This is a genomic window from Tessaracoccus palaemonis, assembly GCF_019316905.1.
GTDB lineage: Bacteria > Actinomycetota > Actinomycetes > Propionibacteriales > Propionibacteriaceae > Arachnia > Arachnia palaemonis.
Genome location: NZ_CP079216.1, coordinates 1,366,121 through 1,385,403 on the forward strand (window position 1 = coordinate 1,366,121; position 19,283 = coordinate 1,385,403).

18 protein-coding genes are annotated in these 19,283 nt (G+C 69.2%); 12 read left to right on the forward strand and 6 right to left on the reverse strand.

From position 1 onward, the window contains the following. Positions 1-14: 14 nt before the first annotated feature. The 4 genes from KDB89_RS06110 to KDB89_RS06125 form a co-directional block, all read right to left on the reverse strand. Positions 15-1,865, reverse strand: a complete 1,851-nt coding sequence (locus KDB89_RS06110; protein ID WP_219083947.1) for a hypothetical protein — start codon at positions 1,863-1,865, stop codon at positions 15-17. 177 nt (positions 1,866-2,042) lie between these two features. Then, positions 2,043-3,878 (reverse strand): carbohydrate-binding domain-containing protein, encoded by a 1,836-nt coding sequence (locus tag KDB89_RS06115; RefSeq protein WP_219083948.1) that lies wholly within the window; start codon positions 3,876-3,878, stop codon positions 2,043-2,045. Beyond that, positions 3,863-4,651 carry a polyphosphate polymerase domain-containing protein gene (locus KDB89_RS06120; protein WP_219083949.1) on the reverse strand — a complete coding sequence of 263 codons (789 nt, stop codon included), beginning with the start codon at positions 4,649-4,651 and terminating at the stop codon, positions 3,863-3,865. Before KDB89_RS06120 ends, KDB89_RS06115 begins: the two co-directional genes overlap by 16 nt. After that, positions 4,651-5,241: a DUF4956 domain-containing protein gene (locus tag KDB89_RS06125; protein WP_219083950.1), complete on the reverse strand. Its 591-nt coding sequence runs from the start codon at positions 5,239-5,241 to the stop codon at positions 4,651-4,653. The genes KDB89_RS06120 and KDB89_RS06125 overlap by 1 nt, the downstream gene beginning before the upstream one ends. Positions 5,242-5,402: 161 nt before the next feature. Between KDB89_RS06125 and KDB89_RS06130 the strand changes: the two genes are divergently transcribed. Continuing rightward, entirely contained in the window at positions 5,403-6,344 is a 942-nt protein-coding gene (locus KDB89_RS06130; protein ID WP_219083951.1) for a COX15/CtaA family protein, read from the forward strand. Here the strand turns inward: KDB89_RS06130 and KDB89_RS06135 are convergent. Further along, on the reverse strand, positions 6,250-7,602 hold the full coding sequence (locus KDB89_RS06135) for a chloride channel protein (RefSeq protein WP_219083952.1): 1,353 nt from the start codon (positions 7,600-7,602) through the stop codon (positions 6,250-6,252). The genes KDB89_RS06130 and KDB89_RS06135 overlap by 95 nt on opposite strands. 205 nt (positions 7,603-7,807) lie before the next feature. On the opposite strand from KDB89_RS06135, the gene KDB89_RS06140 reads away from it, so the two are divergent. From KDB89_RS06140 to KDB89_RS06165, 6 genes are all read left to right on the forward strand, one after another. Next, entirely contained in the window at positions 7,808-8,989 is a 1,182-nt protein-coding gene (locus KDB89_RS06140; RefSeq protein WP_219083953.1) for an ABC transporter substrate-binding protein, read from the forward strand. A gap of 82 nt (positions 8,990-9,071) precedes the next feature. Continuing rightward, complete coding sequence (locus tag KDB89_RS06145; protein ID WP_219083954.1) at positions 9,072-9,956, forward strand: branched-chain amino acid ABC transporter permease; 885 nt, start codon at positions 9,072-9,074, stop codon at positions 9,954-9,956. Beyond that, positions 9,956-10,909, forward strand: coding sequence for a branched-chain amino acid ABC transporter permease (locus KDB89_RS06150; RefSeq protein WP_219083955.1), 954 nt, complete (start codon positions 9,956-9,958; stop codon positions 10,907-10,909). The genes KDB89_RS06145 and KDB89_RS06150 overlap by 1 nt, the downstream gene beginning before the upstream one ends. Continuing rightward, complete coding sequence (locus KDB89_RS06155) at positions 10,906-11,694, forward strand: ABC transporter ATP-binding protein (RefSeq protein WP_219083956.1); 789 nt, start codon at positions 10,906-10,908, stop codon at positions 11,692-11,694. Before KDB89_RS06150 ends, KDB89_RS06155 begins: the two co-directional genes overlap by 4 nt. Further along, a complete protein-coding gene (locus KDB89_RS06160) occupies positions 11,687-12,385 on the forward strand; it encodes an ABC transporter ATP-binding protein (RefSeq protein ID WP_219083957.1) in 699 nt (232 codons plus the stop codon). Before KDB89_RS06155 ends, KDB89_RS06160 begins: the two co-directional genes overlap by 8 nt. A 7-nt stretch (positions 12,386-12,392) precedes the next feature. Further along, on the forward strand, positions 12,393-13,043 hold the full coding sequence (locus tag KDB89_RS06165; protein ID WP_219083958.1) for a CBS and ACT domain-containing protein: 651 nt from the start codon (positions 12,393-12,395) through the stop codon (positions 13,041-13,043). Positions 13,044-13,073: 30 nt separating this feature from the next. Here the strand turns inward: KDB89_RS06165 and KDB89_RS06170 are convergent, their stop codons facing one another. After that, positions 13,074-14,237, reverse strand: coding sequence for an FUSC family protein (locus KDB89_RS06170; protein ID WP_219083959.1), 1,164 nt, complete (start codon positions 14,235-14,237; stop codon positions 13,074-13,076). Positions 14,238-14,367: 130 nt separating this feature from the next. On the opposite strand from KDB89_RS06170, the gene KDB89_RS06175 reads away from it, so the two are divergent. From KDB89_RS06175 to KDB89_RS06195, 5 genes are read left to right on the forward strand one after another with little or no spacing between them, the layout of a single operon-like run. Then, on the forward strand, positions 14,368-15,867 hold the full coding sequence (locus KDB89_RS06175; protein WP_219083960.1) for an ABC transporter substrate-binding protein: 1,500 nt from the start codon (positions 14,368-14,370) through the stop codon (positions 15,865-15,867). Between the two features lie 7 nt (positions 15,868-15,874). Continuing rightward, positions 15,875-16,840 carry an ABC transporter permease gene (locus tag KDB89_RS06180; protein WP_219083961.1) on the forward strand — a complete coding sequence of 322 codons (966 nt, stop codon included), beginning with the start codon at positions 15,875-15,877 and terminating at the stop codon, positions 16,838-16,840. After that, the gene (locus KDB89_RS06185; protein WP_219083962.1) at positions 16,837-17,646 is read left to right on the forward strand and encodes an ABC transporter permease; all 810 of its coding nucleotides are present in this window, start codon (positions 16,837-16,839) and stop codon (positions 17,644-17,646) included. Before KDB89_RS06180 ends, KDB89_RS06185 begins: the two co-directional genes overlap by 4 nt. After that, positions 17,643-18,473: an ABC transporter ATP-binding protein gene (locus tag KDB89_RS06190; protein ID WP_219083963.1), complete on the forward strand. Its 831-nt coding sequence runs from the start codon at positions 17,643-17,645 to the stop codon at positions 18,471-18,473. Before KDB89_RS06185 ends, KDB89_RS06190 begins: the two co-directional genes overlap by 4 nt. Then, positions 18,470-19,243: an ABC transporter ATP-binding protein gene (locus KDB89_RS06195; protein WP_219083964.1), complete on the forward strand. Its 774-nt coding sequence runs from the start codon at positions 18,470-18,472 to the stop codon at positions 19,241-19,243. The genes KDB89_RS06190 and KDB89_RS06195 overlap by 4 nt, the downstream gene beginning before the upstream one ends. The last annotated feature ends 40 nt before the right edge of the window (positions 19,244-19,283 follow it).

Here is a 19,283-nt window from a genome sequence, read left to right on the forward strand (position 1 = left end):
GATAGATCCGGGGACTAGATGGTGAAGTCGTCGTGTGCGCCGACCCGCGCGAGCTCGATCCGTCCGCCCGGCAGCATCCAGTAGTGGATGCGCCTCGCCGAGGGGGTGTTGGTCTGCAGGCTGGCCCGGTACCCCACGGCACCGTCGGCGCGTGTCCGCACCGGGTCGGCCCCTCCCGTCCCGGAACGGAGCCGGTGCACCTCGCGCCCGGCCACCTTCGGCGCGACGCCGGTGACGACCTCGACGACCACGTCGGCGACCTTCTCCCGGCTGACCCCCTCGAGGTCGGCCAGTGACTGGATGAACCCCGCACCGATCCCGTACTCCGGCAACGGCCTGGCGGCCTGCTCGGCGACGGGGGTCCTCGTGGCCCAACGGGCCACCACGAGGTGGCGGAACCCCAGCTCCTGGTCTGCGAACTGCGGCTCCTCCGCGGCCGGTCGGGACTTCTTGCCTCTGGCCTTCCGCAGTTCGGTCCGCGACCTGGCCAGCGCGTTCTCGGCCCGGTCCCGCTCGCCCTCGACCCTCTTGATCTCGTAGCGGAGTTGACGGATCTCGTCGGAGTTCGCCTGGGCAAGCGCCCGCGCCTGCTCTGCCTCGGCCTCCAGCGTGGCGGTCTTCGTCTTCAAGGCGGTGATCTGCAGCAGTTGCTGCTGGCGGGTGTCGCTGGGTGCCTCCGGGGGCGTCGCGACGACAGGGGGCGTCGACGGTGGACGGGGCACCGGGCAGGGCGTGGCGGGCCTCGCGGCGGGTGTCCCGGTGGGGCGGCGGCCGAAGATGGCGGGCGTCGGCCGGGCTGGCGCGGCGGGGGGCTCGGGCTCCGGTTCGGCGACCGCGGGTTCCGGTTCGATCGGCTCCTGGGCCGCGGGCGGTGCCTGCGCCGGCATCGCGACCGTGGGTGGCGTCTCGACGTCGAGCGACGGCAGTTCCTCGACGAGCCAGGGAGGGCCGCCCGTGAGCAGCGCAGGGGCCGGGGCGACGGGCTCGTCGTCGTCCACGTCCGCCATCGTCAGGCACCACGACGGCCCGGTGGCCGTCACTCGGGCCCGCACCACCTCGTCCAGCGACATGAGGGTGCGCAGGTCGTCGGCCTCGTTGGTTGTCACCGCCGCGCGCAGGACGGCGACCCTCACCTCGGGCTGGGCGGTCTTCGGGTACAGGACCAGCTCGGCCTTGCCGTTGCGGACCATCGCGACCCGAGCGAGCACGACGTCGCCGACCCCGTAGCCGGCCAGGGCCTCCTCGGCCGGGCGCAGCCCACCCCGGACGTCGACGCGGCCCGCCTCGGGGTCGTACAGCCCCGAAACCTGCTGACCCACCGTGAGGAGCCGCTCGATGCGCACGCCTGGGACGGTCAGCTCCTCCGCGATCGCGGCGGGCATGATCTGACCGATGTCGAGCATGCCGCGGCCGGAGACGACACCCTTCACGGTGCCGGTGACGGGCCGTGCCTGGGCGGTGGTCTGCAGGAGACCGGCCTCGGCGGCCATCCGCAGCGCGTCGGAGATGAGCTTGTCAGTGGCCCATGTGCCGTCGTCGGTGTTGAAGGCGAAGCGCAGCGGCGACCTCCGCGGGTTGGAGGTCCATTCGTGCCCGACGGGGTAGACGCGCCCGGCGCCGCCGTAGACCTGGGTCTCGTCGGCCATCTGGTGGGCGAAGGCCCAGCTGATGTCGCCCGTCGGCATGAGGTAGACGTCGGCGAGCGAGCCGGCCTCCTGCGCGATGCGCTGGGGGTCGATCCAGGGCCGCTCCTGCCCCGACGAGGTGGTCACCACCACGACCGGCTTTCGGCGCGTCGCCCCGTTCAGCAGGTCGGCGAGTTGGGAGGCGGACTGCTTCGACGTGATGAGCTGGACTGTGGCCATGGAACGACGGTAGCTGGACGCCCCGACGCTGTTTCGGCTTGGCAGAATCTGGACGCAGTTTCCATGCGGGGTGGGTCGACGAGCAGATCCTCCTGTTCATCGACGGTACGAACGGTCACATGGCCAGTTTCGCCCGACGACAAGTGTGTCGTGCTCATCGCGTCGGAGAGAGGAGCGTCAGCTGTCGGTCGAGGGGGCGGCGCCGGGCTGCTGGCCACCCTGGCCGCCACCGCGCTGGCCGCCGCCGTCTCCGCCCGGCTGGCCGCCGCCATTGCCTCCGCCCATGCCCATGCCGCCGCCGACGTTCGACTCGCCCTCGGTGACCGTCCCGGACTCCGTGCCCGCGACCTTGACGGTGTAGGTGCCGCCGTCTGCGACGTCGGCCGACGAGTAGAACACCATGCCCGCCTGCTTGGGCGACGTGACGCTGGCGACGGTGGTGCCGTCTGAGTCCACGACGTCGACCTGCTGGCCGGCCGCGATGTCGGCGGTGGTCGCGACCCAGTTCTGGGTCGACGAGTCGTCGGGGGTCTGTGCCATGCCGGTGCTGCCGACGCCGATGATCGTGCCTCCTGTCACCAGGAAGGTGCCGTTCGCGTCGAAGGTGCCGTTTCCGCTGTTGGTCGGGCCGTAGACCGTGATGGTCCCGCCGCTGAACGTCAGCGACCCGTTGGAGTCGATGCCGTCGCCGTCGGCGTTGACCGTCACGGTGCCGCCGGCGATCTCGACGGTCTCGCCCGTGTCCTGGTCCATGCCGCCGCCCATGCCCTGCTGGGTGGTGTCCGTGGCGGTGTCGGTGGTGCCGACGTCGCCGGACCCGTTGATGCCGTCGTCGCTGGAGGTGATGTCGACGGTCCCGCCGCTGACGAGGATGTCGTTGCCCTCCAGCCCCTCGACCGACCGGGTCACGGTGACGGTGCCGTCGCTGATCTGCGCGGTGAGGTCCGCGTGCACGCCGTCGTCGCCGGCCGCGAGGCTGAGCTCGCCGCCCGTGATGCCGATGGACCCGTCGGAGCCGATGGCGTCGTCGGCCGCGTCGACGGCGATGGTCCCGCCCGCGACGATCGTGACGATGCCCGAGTTGAGGCCCTTGGCGGTGTTCTCGTCGGAGGCCTGGTCGGCCCCGCCGCCCGCGGTGATGGTGATGGTGCCGTCCTCGACGACGACGTCGGTTGCCGCTGAGATGCCGTCGTCGCCGGCGGTCGCGTCGATCGTGCCGCCCCTGACCCAGACCCAGCCCTTGGTCTCGTCGTCGTCCTTGTCGCTCTTCAGAGCGTCGCCGCCGGCCGTCAGCTTCAGCGTGCCCCCCTTGATGACGAGGGCGTCCTTCCCGACGAGGGCGTCGTCCGCGGCGTCGACGGTGATCGTGCCGCTGAGCACGACGAGGTCGTCCTTGCTCGTGATGCCGTCGTTGCCCTTGCCGGAGACCGTGAGTGAACCGGTGCCGCTGATGGTCAGGTCGGCGTCGGACCAGACCGCGGCGTTCGCGTCGGCGTCGTCAGCGTAGCTGGAGGCGTCCGAGACGGAGTTGGTGCTGCCCTCGGCGAGGTAGATCGCGGCGTCGTCGGCCGAGGTGACTAAGATCGCCGGGCCGGCGTCGTTGGTGATCGTCGCGCCGTCGAGGATCAGGACGACCCGGTCGTCCTCCCCGGCGGCCACGACGACGCCGCCGGTCAGCGATCCGGTCAGCCGGTAGACCCCCGCTGCGGTGATCGTGACCGTCCCATCCTCGACGGTGACGCCCTCGGCATCCGTGGTGGCCGAGGCGCCGGACAGCGTGATGTCGGCGGCATCGTCGGCGGACCACTCGTCGTCGTTCACGGTCGTCGGGTCCGAGTTGGCCGCGACGACCGCATCCGCCGTCAGTGTCGTGTCGACGTTCGCGGCGTTCGTGGTGGAGGAGGTGCCGCCACCCGAGGCCGACGACGACGAGGCGTCGGAGGCCGCGGTGCAGCCGGAGATCGATCCGGCGAGGGCGAGGACGGCGATGGAGGCGATCAGACGGCGGCGCACAGCTGCTCCTTGGAGGTGTCGGGGGTGAACGGGCCGCGCAGGAGGCGCGCCCAACGGTTGTGGGGGAGTTCGGGCCGCAGCGCGGCGAGCCCGGTGGCGAACTTGCTGATCGGCTGCGGTCGGCACCTCGCGCGCCACAGGAGGCGGTCGACGTCGGTGGCGGCGGACCGCGACTTGGTCTCGACGATCACGAGATCCGGCAGATCCAGGCTGCGCCCGTCGGGCAGCATCCAGCTGAGATCGGTGTCGATCGTGATGCGGCCGTCGTCCGGGGCGAGCAGCGTCGCGCGGCGGTAGCGGGTGGTGATGGCGACGTGCAGGTCGTCGGCGCTCTCAGCGCGCTGGCCGAGCATGTCGAAGGCGTCCGACGCGAACGCGCGGCCCTCCTCCGACAGCGCTCCGCGACGGATCCACTGGTAGCCGATCCGGTCCTTGACCGTCACGTCGTTGCCGCCGCGGGTCTTGACCTCCAGGAAGCTGGTGCGCGACTCGACGTAGGTTCGGGTGCGGACCTTGATCCTCACTCGCCTCGACTGGGCGCTCATCCGGTAGCTGAGCAGGTCAGGTGTGTCGAAGTACACGGTCTCGTAGGCGCTCTGTCGACGCCCGTCGATCTCGAGGACGCGCATCCGGGGATCCAACGCCCGGACGAAGGCGTCCGCGCCGTCGCGGTCGAGCACGTACTTGCGGTCGATGCGGGTCAGCATCTCGGCGTTCTCGTTGAGCTCGTCGAGCGTCACGTCAGGGAAGGCTGCGAGGGGGAGGGAGAACATCAGGCGACCTTCCGGAGCTGGGCCGAGCCGCTGGCGGCGCGGCGGCGCGTGGTGTACCGGGCCTCCACCAGCGTGGTCTCGTTGACGAAGTTGACCTCGATCACGGTGACGCCGGTGACGGCAAGGCCGAGGCGCTGCTCCAGCTCGGACCTCAGCTCCGCCTGGTCCGTGATGGCGCGATCGAGGCGGATGGTCTGGGAACCGGCGGACGCGAGCAGACCGGGGTGGTCGGCGACGAACATCACGAGCAGGATGAGGGCGACCAGCACGATCGGCACCGTGATGTCGGTGTGGGGCAGACCCGAGATCAGGCCGATCGCCAGGGCCGAGAAGTAGTAGGCCACCTCCCGCTGGCTGATCTCGGAGGACCGCAGCCGGATGATCGACAGGACACCGAACAGGCCGAGCCCGACTCCCATCGCCACCTCGGCGGAGCCGAGGACGGTCGTGACGGCGAGCACGCCGACGTTGACGCCGAGGAACGCGACGACGAGGTCACGTCGGTGGTGCCGGGGGAAGAACAGTCCGAAGACGAGGATCGCGGCGGCCACGAGGTCGATCGCGATGAGGGTGAGGGAGGTGGTGGTCACGGTCTTCTGCTTCCGGTTCGGGTCAGGTCGATGTGACTACTACATCCGCCGAAGCTGTGAGTCGCTTGTGAGGCCAGGCAGGGTGGTCTGTGCGTTATCCCACCCTCGGGGAAACGGGCGATGCGCGGCTGATTGGATGCTCTCGACCAAGGAGGTATTCAGTGAACGACTCCCGACTGACCAAGCTCAGTGCCTGGGCCATGGGCCTGGTCTTCGTCACGATCCTGCTCGGCTCGATGGTGTGCGCCACCGACTCGAGTTCCACCTGCCCCGCGTGGCCGGCGTGCTATCCCGATCAGATCGCCCCGCAGCTGCAGGTCGGCTGGCTCGAGAACCCGGTCATCGAGTTCGTGCACCGCGCGATCGCCTTCGCCGGTCTCGTCCTGACCGGGCTGACCGGCTGGTTCGGCCGCAGACACCCCGACGGCCGGGTCCGCGTCCTGCCGTGGGTCGCGCTCGGTTGCGCCGTCGGCTCCGCCGTCTTCGGGATGATGATCATCCTGTTCACCCTGCCGCTGCTGCTCGGGCTGCTCGACCTCGGCCTCGCGCTCGTCGCGCTCCTGCTGACCACCACCACCTACCTGGCGTTACGCCGGGGCGAGATGCTCGCCGACGCCGTGCCCACCCGCCGCCTCGCGGGCGGCACATTCGCGCTGCTGGTGGTCATGCACCTGCTGGGGAGCGTCGTGGCCGGCACCACCTCCACGGGGACAGGGTCGTTCACGCGCTGCCTGAGCTGGCCGCTGTGGACCATCGTCGAGATCGACGGGTCCCCGGTGCTGCAGGGGCTGCGGATGGCGATGGCCGTCGTCGCCGCCGGCCTGATCATCGCGTTGGCCGATCGGGCGAGGCGCGCCGATGCGGGCGGCCTGGCCCTCGCACTGGTCGTGTCGCTGCTGGTCGAGCTCGGGCTCGGGATGGTCATCCTGAACGCCGGCGTCACCGCGGGCCAGACCAACGGCATCCAGGCGACCATCGCCGTCCTCTACTCCGCTGTCGCCGTCGTCATCATGTGGTGCGTCGCGTTCGCCTTCGCCCGGGCCATGCCGCGGCCTTCGGGGGAGTCTTCTGCAGCATCCGCCGGCGCAGGGACTCGTAGATAGGGCGTCCGGGCAGCAGGGTCGCCGCGAACATCGCGGCGGCCGCTGCCAGGAACATGGGCGTGGTCAACGAGGTGGCCGCCGTCATCTCCAGGATCAGGACGATGCCCGTGAGCGGCGACCCGACGGTCGCCGTGAACAGCGCCGCCATGCCGACCACCGCGAACGTGGCAGGGGAGATGCCTCCGACCAGCGGCGCGGCCACGGCATGGAACACGACGCCCCAGACGGCGCCGACCGCGAGCGTCGGAGCAAAGAGCCCGCCGGGTGCCCTGGTCGAGTACGACAGAGGTCCCGCCACGAAGCGGACGGCCAGCAGCAGGAGCAGCCCGCCCAGGGCGGGGGCCGGCACGTCGATGACCCACTGCGCCGCGGCCTCACCTCCGCCGCCGTACAGGGGATCGGTGTACAGCAGCGCGCCGACGATCGCGCCGACAATCGCCGCCCATGCCAGCGAGGGGATCCGCGTCCGGTCCGCGAACCGCAGCAGCGCCATGTTCAGCCAGTTGTAGCCCATGCCCAGCAGCGCGGTCAGCCCGCCGAACAGGATGAACACCCACAGCTGCACAGGATCCGGCGTGACCTGCCTGGCGACCTGGAAGACAGCCTCATCGGCGATCAGGTAGTGCGACGTCGCCACCGCGATGCAGGTGCTGACCAGCGTGATCAGCACGACCCGGGCCCGGAACGAGCGGGTGATCTCCTCGATGGTGAACAAGGCGCCGCCGATCGGTGCGTTGAACGCCACGGCGAGGCCCGCGCCTCCGACCGTCGTATAGAGGAGTTTGCGTTCGTAGTCGCCCAGCCGGAACCAGCGACCCACCTCCGCGCCGATCGTGGCGCCGATGTGCACGCTCGGCCCCTCCCGGCCCAGCACCAGCCCGGACCCGATGGCGGCGATGCCGCCCACGAAGCGGGCCGGCAGCACGGCGCGGCCTGGGAGTTCCTCCTCCTCGAGCCAGACCGCCTTGACGTCCTGGATCCCTGAACCGGACGCGCGTGGCGTGGCCATCGCCAGAGCCCGCCCGGCCATCGCCAGCAGCGCCACCGCCGCGCACAGCGCGCCCAGCCCCAACGGACCCATGTCGCGGGCCAACGCCAGCCCGGTGCCCAGTCGCCGCTGAGCCCACTCGAGCGCCCACAGGAAGGCGCCGCCCACCAGCCCGATGCCGATGGCGGCGCAGATGGCTGCCGCGGTGAACACGACCAGCTGACGCCTGGACGCGAAGGGATCCGATGATGCTCCGAACTTCACAGCCACGGCGCGAGACTCTACGCCGTCCCTGTCGCCACGCCCGCGGGTCCGTCTACTACCGCGAATCGTTGACGGTTGCAAACAGCGTGGGAGACGGGCCGCAATGTGTGAAGGGGCCGAAGCCACTCACCGAAGGTGCTTGAATGACCCCATCATGTTGCAGCTCCCGGCGGCCCAGGGCCGCCTGGAGCCATGAAACGGGAGTAGAACCATGAACCTTCGTCGTCGAACCCTGCTGGGTGCCACCGCCGCGGTGGCAGCCGTCGGCGCCACGACCGCCTGTTCCGCCAAGCCCGGCGGCTCCGGCGGCTCCGCCGTGACCGGGGACACCATCAAGGTGGGCGCCAACTACGAGCTCTCCGGCGCAGTCGCCACCTACGGACAGGCCTCCGTCGACGGCATCACGATGGCCATCGACGAGATCAACGCCGCCGGCGGTGTGAACGGCAAGAAGCTCGAGATCATCTCGTACGACAACAAGTCCGACGCGGCCGAGGCCACCACCCTGGCGAACAAGCTGTTCACGCAGGACAACGTCCTCGTCGGCATGGGCCCCGCCACCTCCGGCAACTTCAAGGCCATCATCCCGGTCGCGAACAAGAACAGGGTTCCCGTGGTCTCGGGTTCGGCCACCGCCGACGACGTCACCTGGGACGGGTCGACCGTCCAGGAGTTCGCCTTCCGCATCTGCTTCAACGACTCGTTCCAGGGCACGATCATGGCGAAGTTCGCGGCCGAGAACCTCGGCGCCAGCAGCGCGGTGATCATCAAGGACAACTCGAACGACTACTCGAAGGGCCTCGCGGACGCCTTCACCACCGAGTTCGAGAATCAGGGCGGCACGATCGTCACCTCCGAGGCGTACGTCGCCGGTGACACCGACTTCAACACGATCCTCACCCGCATCAAGGGACAGAGCTTCGACGTCATCTACCTGCCGGGCTACTACTCGGAGGCCGGCCTGATCATCAAGCAGGCCCGTGACCTCGGCATCACCGCCCCCTTCCTCGGCGGCGATGGCTTCGACTCCCCGACGCTGCTGGAGCTGGCCGGCGCCTCGGCGCTGAACGACGTGTACTTCACCAACCACTACTCGTCGATCGACGAGGACCCGACGGTGCAGGACTTCATCAAGGCGTTCAAGGAGGCCAAGGGGGCCGAGCCGAGCGCGTTCAACGCGCTGGGCTACGACGTCGGCAAGTTCGTCGCGGACGCCATCTCCCGCGCCTCCGAGCTGACGGGTGACGCGGTCCAGAAGGCCATGGCAGAGACCAAGGGCTTCGTCGGCGTCACCGGCACGTTCGACATGGACGGGCACCACAACCCCGTCAAGACCATCCTCGTGATCGGTCTGAAGGACGGCGTGCAGGACTCCAGCGAGAAGGTCGGCTGACCGTTCCTCTTCGTCCGATTCCACGCCCGACGCGGCCGGGGCAGCGCCCCGGCCGCGTCGGGTCACCAGAAGGAGGTGGCCCGTGACAGAGTTCCTGCAGCAGCTCATCAACAGCCTGTCGCTCGGCAGCATCTACGCGCTCATCGCGCTCGGCTACACGATGGTCTACGGCATCATCAAGCTGATCAACTTCGCCCACGGCGACGTGTACATGGTCGGCGCCTACGTCGGCTACGCCTGCATGACACATCTGCACCTCGGCTTCTTCGAGTCGCTGATCGCGGCCATGATCATCTGCACGATCCTCGGCGTACTCATCGAGCGCGTCGCCTACCGGCCGCTGCGCAACTCCACCCGCATCGCGGCGCTCATCACCGCCATCGGCGTCTCGTTGCTGATCGAGTACACGATGATGTACTTCGTGGGCGCCGACCCGCGCGCCTACCCGGAGATGCCTGCCTACCTGACGGGCTCCTTCGAGGTGGGCGGCGTCATCATCCGCAACCAGCAGGTCATCATCATCGGGGTGGCCGTCGTGCTGATGATCGCCCTGCAGTTCATCGTCAAGAAGACGAAGATGGGCAAGGCGATGCGGGCGGTGTCGCAGGACCCCGACGCAGCGAGGCTGATGGGCATCAGCGTCGACAGGACGATCTCCTTCACGTTCGCGATCGGCTCCGCCCTGGCCGGCGCGGCAGGCGTGCTCGTCGGCGTGTACTACAACTCGATCAACCCCCTGATGGGCATCATCCCCGGACTCAAGGCGTTCGTCGCCGCGGTCTTCGGCGGCATCGGCATCATCCCGGGCGCACTGATCGGCGGCTATGTCATCGGCGGCGCCGAGACGCTGGTCAGCAGCATCGGCTACTCGCTGTTCAAGGACGGGGTGGTCTTCGCCATCCTCATCCTCATCCTGATCGTCAAGCCGACCGGTCTGCTGGGCAAGAACGTCAAGGAGAAGGTCTGATGAAAACCCTCAAGCCCATGTTCTGGCGGGCGCTGCCGTTCATCGTCGCCTACGTGGTGGTGCTGGCGCTCATCTCGGCCGGCGTGATCAACGACTACATCTTCGCGATCATCGTCACGATCTGCATCAACATCATCCTCGCCTCCAGCCTGAACCTGGTGACCGGCTTCACCGGTCAGTTCTCGCTGGGCCACGCGGGGTTCATGGCGCTCGGCGCCTACACCTGCGCGCTGATCACGATGCACTTCGACTCCGTGTTCGGCTTCGCGCTCGGCATCCTCGGCGGCGCCGTCGTCTCGGCCCTCGTGGGGGCGCTGGTCGGGCTTCCGACACTCAGGCTCCGCGGCGACTACCTGGCCATCGCGACCCTCGGCATGGCGGAGATCATCCGCGTCATCCTGCTGAACCTCGGTATCACCAACGGCGCGGCGGGCCTGTCCGGCATTCCGCAGTACGCCGACTGGAACTGGGTGTTCGGGCTGACCGCAGTGACGCTGATCGTGCTGTGGAACTACATCCGCAGCTCGCACGGTCGACGCGCGATCGCCGTGCGGGAGGACGAGATCGCGGCGGAGGCCATCGGCATCAACACCACCGCGGTCAAGGTGCAGGCCTTCACCATCGGGGCGTTCTTCGCCGGGATCGGCGGCGGGCTGTACGCCACCTACTTCTACGTCATCAAGCCCGACCAGTTCGGGTTCCTGAAGTCGATCGACATCCTCGTCATCGTGGTCCTCGGCGGCCTCGGTTCGCTGTCCGGCACCGTCGTGGCGGCGATCGTCCTGGCGCTGGTCTCGACGGTGCTGGCGGACTTCTCCGACATCCGCATGATCATCTACTCCCTGATCCTCGTGCTGATCATGATCTTCAGGCCCGGCGGCCTGATGGGCTCGAAGGAGATCACCGACACCGTGCTCGGCAAGGTGTTCCGGCGTAAGGAGGCGAAGGCATGAGCCTGCTCGAGGCGACCAAGCTCACCCGCAACTTCGGCGGCCTGACGGCCGTCTACGAGGCCGACCTGCACATCGACAGCGGCGAACTGATCGGACTGATCGGGCCGAACGGCGCGGGCAAGACGACGCTGTTCAACCTCCTCACCGGCGTCTACCCGCCGTCGTCGGGCACCATCACCCTGACGATCGACGGGAAGACCGAGGACATCGGCGGGCGCAAGCCCTACCGGATCTGCGCGGCCGGCATCGGCCGCACCTTCCAGAACATCCGCCTGTTCAAGGACCTGACCGTCCTCGACAACGTGGCCACCGCGTTGCAGCAGAACCGGCCGTACCCGCTGGTCTCCGCGCTGTTCCACATCCCGCCCTTCGGCGCCACCGAACGGCGCATCCGGTCCGAGTCCCTCGAACTGCTCGAGGTGATGGGGCTGGCCGGCAAGGCCGACGAGTTGGCCCGCAACCTCTCCTACGGCGAGCAGCGCCACCTGGAGATCGCCCGCGCGCTGGCCACCCACCCGTCGCTGCTGCTGCTGGACGAGCCCGCCGCCGGCATGAACCCGTTCGAGACCGCAGAACTGACGGCGCTGATCGCGAAGCTGCGCGCCGACTTCGGGCTGACCGTCCTGCTCATCGAGCACGACATGAGCCTGGTGATGAAGATCTGCGAGCGCATCTACGTCCTCGACCACGGCATCGTCATCGCGTCCGGCACCCCCGACGAGGTCCGCAACAACCCGAAGGTCATCGAGGCCTACCTCGGTGGAGAGGAAGTCGGCAATGCTTGAGGTGCGTGACCTGCAGGTCCACTTCGGCGTCATCAACGCCATCAAGGGCATCTCCTTCGACGTCCCCGCGGGTGAGATCGTGACGCTGATCGGTGCCAACGGCGCGGGCAAGACGACGACGCTGCGGACGTTGTCGGGTATCAAGAAGCCCACCGCAGGCACCATCACGCTCGACGGGCTGGACATCACGGGCCTGTCCGCCCAGGACAGGGTCCGCCGCGGGATGTCGCACGTGCCCGAGGGACGCCGGATCTTCCCCGACATGACGGTGATGGAGAACCTCGAGCTCGGCGCGTTCCTCCGCAGGGACGTCGTGCAGTCCGACCTCGACGAGATCTTCACCCGCTTCCCGATCCTCGCGGAGCGACGCCGTCAGCTGGCCGGCACCCTCTCGGGTGGCGAGCAGCAGATGCTCGCCATGGGCAGGGCGCTGATGGCCAAGCCGAAGATGCTGCTCCTCGACGAGCCGTCGATGGGACTCGCGCCGCTGCTGGTGCAGGAGATCTTCGACATCATCATCTCCATCAACCAGGCGGGTACCACCGTCCTGCTCGTCGAGCAGAACGCCAACATCGCGCTGCAGATCGCCCACCATGCCTACGTCATGGAGACCGGCTCGATAGTGTTGTCCGGAGAGGCGAAGGCCCTCGCGCAGACCGACGAGGTCAAGCGCGCGTATCTCGGAGGCTGAGAAGAACATGCTCGTCAAGACGCGGATGACCGCCACTCCCTTCACGGTGACGTCGGCGACGAAGATCCCGGAGGCGCTGGAGGTGATGACGTCCAACGGCGTGCGCCACCTGCCGGTGGTGGATGAGGGACGTGTCACCGGCGTCATCTCGAAGAACGACATCGCGGCGGCCTCACCGTCGAAGGCGACCACGCTCAGCGCGCAGGAGGCCACCTACCTCATCGCGAAGCTCACCGTCGGCAAGGTCATGAGCAGACCGGCGATCACCATCGGCCCCGACACCCTCCTGGAGGAGGCAGCGGTGCTGATGCGCGACGAGAAGATCGAGATCCTGCCCGTCGTGGCGGACGGCGCGCTGGTCGGCGTCATCACGGAGTCCGACCTGCTCGACGCCTACATCGACATCCTCGGTTTCCGGGACCCCGGGACCCGGCTCACGATCGAGGCGAAGGACGAGCCCGGGGTCCTGTCGCTCCTGACCGGCATCACGGCCAAGCACCAGGCCAACATCTCGCACCTCGCAGTGCACCGCGGCCAACTCGACCACAGCATTGTCGTGGTTGGCCTCAACACGCCCAACACCGCCGCGATCGAGGAGGAGCTCACGTCGGCCGGCATGCGCATCCTCCGCAAGCTGGTCAACCCGCGACACCCCTGACGGCCCGTGAGGGTGGCCCGGCGGGGAGGATCACTCCATGTCGGGCACGCTCGTGCGCGCGTCGGTGTAGGGGACTCCCGTCAGCTCCAGCAGGTCGACGATCATGGAGCGCAGCTGGGCGAGCAGGACCGTCGTCGACAGGCCGGCGCCGAGATCGAGGTGCGACGTCTTCTCTCCGAGGTCGCCCAGTGCCGGGCGCTGCGACTCCGGCGTCCGGCGCGCGAACAGCTCCGCCGCGCACTCGTCGGTCACCTGGGCCAGCTCCTCGATGAGCTCGAGGTAGGCGGCGGGGATCGCCTCGTCGCGGTACACCGCCACGGCGGCCCGGCGGGCCATGACGCGCAGATTCCGGATGAAGCGGTCCAGCGGCACCACCAGGTCGGCCACCTGCAGGACTGCCGTGCGATGGCGGCGCAGGAAGGGCGAGGTGCGCACCACCGAGACCCCCTCGTTCGACGCGGTCAGCAGGGCCGACAGCTCGGCCTCCGAGGCGCGGGCCTGCTCGAGGGCCCCGTCGGCGGCGGTGGCATCGGTGTCCCGCAGGGCCGCGACGATCGAACGGAGCGTGCCCGCGGCCCCGTGCAGCACCTTCGCCGCGAGCATGCGCGGCCGGTCGATGGGGGTCGTCGGCGCGACGGTCGCGAACAGCAGCGCGACGGTGCAGCCGACAAGCGCGTCCTGCCAACGGGCCAGACCGGCGTTGATGCCGGGGTACACGGTGAGCACCGTCGCGGCCTGCACCGCCGCCTGCGTGACCATGATCGTCCGGGCCCCGAGCCACGTCGCGATGGACATCGCGACGAAGATCACGAGCATGATCTGCCACACGCCGGTGCCGAAGAAATGCACGAAGAGATCCCCGCAGAACACACCGACCGTGACGCCGATCGCGACCTCGACCACGCGCCCGAGACGCTGGCCGAAGGAGAAGCCGAGGCAGATGATCGCCGCGACAGTGGCCAGGAACGGGGCCTCGTGGCCCAGCACATATCTGGAGAACCCCCAGGAGATGCCTGCGGCCACGGAGATCTGGACGATCATGAACAGCCACGCGCGCCATCGCCCGACCCGGCGCACCTGCGAGGCCCAGCCGGCCTTTGCCGTGCGCTCCGACGCGTCGAAGGCCCGCAGGGAGGCTCGGACGATGCTGCGGCCCGTCGACTGCCAGAGGGGATTGCGCTCGGGTGTGCTCACGGTCCCATCGTGCCCCTTCATCGAGTTCGTCCGCACGCCCGCGGACGGCCGTGCCCCCGATGGTCGAAGCTCAACGATGCCGAGGGCTAGACTGTGCTCGCCGTAGTCACCGCGGAAGGAACCGAAGACCATGCGCCATACCCGACGACTGGTCGGCCTGGTGGTCGCGCTCATGCTGACCATCACCGCAGCAGCCTGCTCGAGGCCGGACTCGCAGGAGGAGGCCGGGCGCGTCCTGAACATCGGCGCCACCGCCGAGCCGGTCGGGATGGACATGATCACCACGTCCGGCGCGGCGATCCCCTTCGTGCTGCTCTACAACGTCTATGAGACGCTGGTGAAGCTCGACGCCGACGGCAACATCAGGCCGCTGCTGGCCTCCGAATGGACGGACTCAGCCGACGGCACCGTGTACACCTTCACGCTTCAGCCCGACGCGAAGTTCGCCTCTGGCGCACCCGTCGACGCCGACGCCGTGGTCGCCAGCTTCGAACGGGCGCGCAGCGACGCGGCCACCGAGCAGATCCGCAGCCAGTGGGACGTCGTCGACACGATCGAGGCCACAGACGCCCACACCGTCACGGTTACGCTGAGGACGCCGTCGAACCGCTGGCTCTACGACCTGACGGGCTCGGCAGGCATCATCTCCGACCCGACGGCGACCGACCTCGCGACGACGCCGGCGGGCTCCGGCCCCTACCAGTTCGCGTCCTGGGAGCAGGGCTCGCACGTCGAGCTGACCGCCAACGACGCCTACTGGGGCACCGCCGCGCGCTTCGACGACGTGTTCTTCCGCTTCTACAGCGACTCCAACGCCATGACCACCGCCATGCTCAGCTCGCAGCTGGACATCATCTCCAACCTGCCGGTGCCCACCGCCGTCGACCAGTTCGCCGACACGTCGAGGTTCACGGTCTACGAGGGCAGCAGCCAGGGCGAGGTCGTGCTCGGCTTCAACCAGGAGAACAAGGCGCTGAGCGATCTCAAGGTGCGCCAGGCCATCAACCACGCCATCGACCGCCAGGCACTGATGGACTCCGTGTGGGGCGGCAAGGGCCAGCTGATCGGCTCGATGGTGCCCCCGACCGACCCGTGGTTCGAGGACCTGTCCGATACCTACGCCTACGACCCGGAGGCTGCCAGGGCGCTGCTGAAGGAGGCGGGCTACGAGGACGGCCTCAGCATCACGCTCAGCGTCCCGACGCTGCCCTACGGCCCGACGTCGGGTCGGTTCATCGTCGCGCAGCTGGCCGAGGTCGGCATCACGGTCAAGCTGGAGGAGCTCGAGTGGGCCCGCTGGCTCGACCTCGTCTACACCAAGCACGACTACGACATGACGATCGTGGCCCACGTCGAGCCACGCGACATGCGCGCGTTTGCCACCGAGGGCAACTACTGGAACTACGACAACGAGCAGTTCAACGAACTCCTGAGGCAGGCCGACGAGGGCACCGTCGAGGACCAGACGACCAAGCTGAAGGAGGCGGCCCGGGTGCTCGCCGACGACGCCGCCGCCGACTGGCTGTTCCTGCTGCCCAACATCGTGATCGCCACCACCGACATCTCCGGGATCCAGGCGAACCAGGTGTCCATGTCGTTCGACCTGACCACATTGGCTGCGAGGAACTGAGCCGATCGTGACCACGCTTCGTCGCGTGGCGGTCCGCCTCGCGTGGCTCGTGGCGTCGCTGCTGCTCGCCTCGCTGCTCATCTTCGCGGCCACCAATGCGCTGCCCGGCGACATCGCCCAGATCGTGCTGGGCACCAACGCGTCGGCGGGGGAGGCCGACGCGCTGCGCGAGCAGCTCGGGCTCAACCGCCCCTTCCTGGCCCGCTACGGCGAATGGCTGCTCGGCGCCCTGCACTTCGACTTCGGCACGTCGTACATCTCCGGCCGCGCCGTGGCCCCGCTGATCGCCTCGCGCTTCGAGGTGTCGTTCTGGCTGATTGCCTTCGGCATGCTCCTCGCGATCGTCATGGCCGTGCCCGTGGGCGCCTACGCGGCCGTCCGACGGCGGCACGCCGACGGGGCGGCCGTCTCGGCGCTCAGCCAGGTCGGCCTCGCGGTCCCGGCGTTCTGGGCCGGCATCTGGCTGGTGATCATCTTTGCGGTCAAGCTGCAGTGGCTCCCGTCCGGCGGCTACGTGTCCTACTGGGACTCCCTCGGCCAGTGGGCCGTGCACCTCGTGCTGCCCGTGCTGTCGCTGGCGATCGTCCAGGCCTCCGTCATCTCCCGGTACGTCCGAAGCTCGGTCATCGAGGTCACCGGCGAGGACTACTTCCGCACCGCACGCGCCGTCGGCTGGTCCCGCTCCGGCGCGCTGTGGCGCCATGGGCTGCGCAACATCGCCATCTCGCTGCTGACCGTGATCGGCCTCCAGCTGGCCACATTGCTGGTGGGCGCGATCATCATCGAGCAGGTCTTCGTGCTGCCAGGGCTCGGGTCCCTGCTTCTGCAGGCGGTCGGCCAACGGGACCTCGCGGTCGTGCAGGCGGTCGTGCTGCTGCTCGTCTGGGCCGTGCTGTTGATCAACTTCCTGGTCGACGTCGCCTACCAGGTCGTCGATCCCCGGCTCCGGCGCACCGCGGAGGCGTCGGCATGAGACGCGCCTCGCTCTACATCGGGATCACCTGCATCTCGCTGGTCATCCTGCTCGCCGTTGCCGGCCTGATCTGGACCCCGTACGACCCGACGGCCGTGAGCACCGAGCGCCTGCTTCCCCCGGGCTGGCCGCACGTGCTCGGCACCGACGGCTTCGGGTCCGATGTGCTCTCGAGGATCATGAGCGGCGCCCGGATCTGCCTGCTCGTCGGCATGCTGTCGGTCACCGGGGCAGCGATCATCGGTGTGCCTCTCGGGGTTTTCGCCGGCATGACAAGGGGCTGGGTCAGCGAGATCCCCTCGCGGCTGGCGGACATCCTCTACGGCTTCCCTGCGCTGCTGCTCGCGATCCTGTTCGCGGCCGCGGTGGGTGGATCGACGTGGACGGCGATGCTCGCCATCAGCGTCGCCACCATCCCGGCCTTCGTGCGGATCGCCCGCGCCGCGACCCTCCAGGTGATGAGCCAGGCCTACATCGAGGCCGCCAGGCTGTCCGGCACGCCGACGCTCAGCATTGCGTGGCGCCACGTGCTGCCCAACATCGCCCCGGTGCTCGGGGTGCAGGCGTCGGTGAGCTTCGGCATCGCGATCCTCGCGGAGGCCGGGCTGAGCTACCTGGGCCTGGGCTCCGGCGCCGACCAGCCCACCTGGGGCCGCATGCTGCGTGAGGCCCAGGACTATCTCTTCAACGCCCCCGAGTTGGCGCTCTGGCCCGGCCTGGCGATCGCGGTGGCCACGCTCGGCTTCAACCTGCTCGGCGACGGGCTGCGCGACCTGCTCGACCCCAAGCTCCGGGAGGTCGCGTGAGCTACCTCGAGGTCGACGACCTCACCATCTCGTTCGGCCGCCGCAACATCGTCGCCGTCGACGGCGTGTCCTTCTCCCTGCAGCGCACCGAGCGCCTCGGCATCATCGGCCAGTCCGGCTCCGGCAAGTCGGTGACCGCGCTCGCGATCATGGGGCTGCTGCCCGAGCACGCGCACGTCTCCGGGTCCATCCGGCTCGAAGGAACCGAGCTCATCGGCATGCCCGAACGCGAGCTCAGACACCTGCGCGGCAACGAGCTGTCCATGGTCTTCCAGGAGCCGATGACCGCACTGGACCCCACCATGCGGGTCGGCCGGCAGATCGGCGAGGTCGTCGCGCTGCACCACGGGGAGCACCACGGCTCGATCCGCGGCGAGGTGATCGAGTGGCTGGGCCGCGTCGGCATCCGGCAGCCCGAGCGCATCGCCGACTCCTACCCGCACGAGCTGTCCGGCGGCCAACGACAGCGGGCGCTCATCGCGATGGCGCTGGCCAACCGGCCGGGCCTCGTGATCTGCGACGAGCCCACCACCGCGCTGGACGTGCTGGTGCAGAGGCAGATCCTGGCGCTGCTGCGCGACGAGCTGGCGGACCGGGCGTCGATCTTCGTGTCCCACGACCTCGCGGTCGTGCGCGAGGTGTGTCCCCGCGTCGCCGTCATGCTCGGTGGCCGGATCGTGGAGACCGGCGACATCGAGGCGCTCATCGAGGACCCGCAGCACCCGTACACGCGGGGCCTGATCGCGTCGGCCCGCATCGACCGGGTCGCCCCGGGCGACCGGCTACCGAGCGTCGCCGACTACTACCGGCCCGAGGAGCAGGCATGAGCCTTGTCGAGCTCCGCGGGGCGAGCGTGACCTTCCACCGCGGCGGGCGGCCGTTCGTCGCGCTGCGACCCACCGACCTCGTGGTGGAACCCGGGGAGCGGTTGGGGATCGTGGGCGGGTCGGGGTCGGGGAAGACCACTCTGGCCCGGCTGATCCTCGGCCTCCAGCACCCGGCTGGGGGAGACGTGCTGTTCCAGGGCCGCTCCATCGTCGGCCTGAGGGAGCGCGACCGTGGGTGGTTGAGGGCCTCGGCCTCCATGGTGTTCCAGGACCCTAACTCGTCGCTGAACCCGCGCATGAGGCTTGCCGACATCATCGGCGAGCCGCTGCGCTCGCCCGTGCTGCGCGGCCGCGGGGACGTCCCCGAGCCGACGAGGGAGAACCTCGAGGCGGCCGTGCGCGGGGTGGGGCTCGACGTCGCCATGCTGGAGCGATTCCCGCATCAGCTGTCCGGCGGGCAACGGCAGCGCGCCGCCATCGCGCGGGCGCTGATCTCCGACCCGCTGATGCTGGTTGCCGACGAGCCCGTCTCCGCCCTGGATGTCTCGGTCCGGGCGCAGGTGCTGAACCTGCTCACCACCCAGGTGCGTGAACGATCGCTCGCGCTGATCCTGGTCAGCCACGACCTGGCCGTCGTGCGGCACCAGTGCCAGCGGCTGATCGTCGTACAGGACGGCGTCGTCGTGGAGCAGGGGGGCGTGCAGGCCGTGCTCGACGACCCTCGTCATCCCTACACGCGCGATCTGATCGACGCGTCCCTGTCCCTGTGACAACCCGACGTCGTCGGCTGCGCGCGCGGTGGGCAGCGGT

Coding starts and splice junctions, on each gene's coding strand:
- KDB89_RS06110 (WP_219083947.1), bottom strand. CDS start 1,865: ATGGCCACAGTCCAGCTCATCACGTCGAAGCAGTCCGCCTCCCAACTC.
- KDB89_RS06120 (WP_219083949.1), bottom strand. CDS start 4,651: ATGTTCTCCCTCCCCCTCGCAGCCTTCCCTGACGTGACGCTCGACGAG.
- KDB89_RS06140 (WP_219083953.1), top strand. CDS start 7,808: ATGAACCTTCGTCGTCGAACCCTGCTGGGTGCCACCGCCGCGGTGGCA.
- KDB89_RS06150 (WP_219083955.1), top strand. CDS start 9,956: ATGAAAACCCTCAAGCCCATGTTCTGGCGGGCGCTGCCGTTCATCGTC.
- KDB89_RS06155 (WP_219083956.1), top strand. CDS start 10,906: ATGAGCCTGCTCGAGGCGACCAAGCTCACCCGCAACTTCGGCGGCCTG.
- KDB89_RS06160 (WP_219083957.1), top strand. CDS start 11,687: ATGCTTGAGGTGCGTGACCTGCAGGTCCACTTCGGCGTCATCAACGCC.
- KDB89_RS06165 (WP_219083958.1), top strand. CDS start 12,393: ATGCTCGTCAAGACGCGGATGACCGCCACTCCCTTCACGGTGACGTCG.
- KDB89_RS06175 (WP_219083960.1), top strand. CDS start 14,368: ATGCGCCATACCCGACGACTGGTCGGCCTGGTGGTCGCGCTCATGCTG.
- KDB89_RS06185 (WP_219083962.1), top strand. CDS start 16,837: ATGAGACGCGCCTCGCTCTACATCGGGATCACCTGCATCTCGCTGGTC.
- KDB89_RS06195 (WP_219083964.1), top strand. CDS start 18,470: ATGAGCCTTGTCGAGCTCCGCGGGGCGAGCGTGACCTTCCACCGCGGC.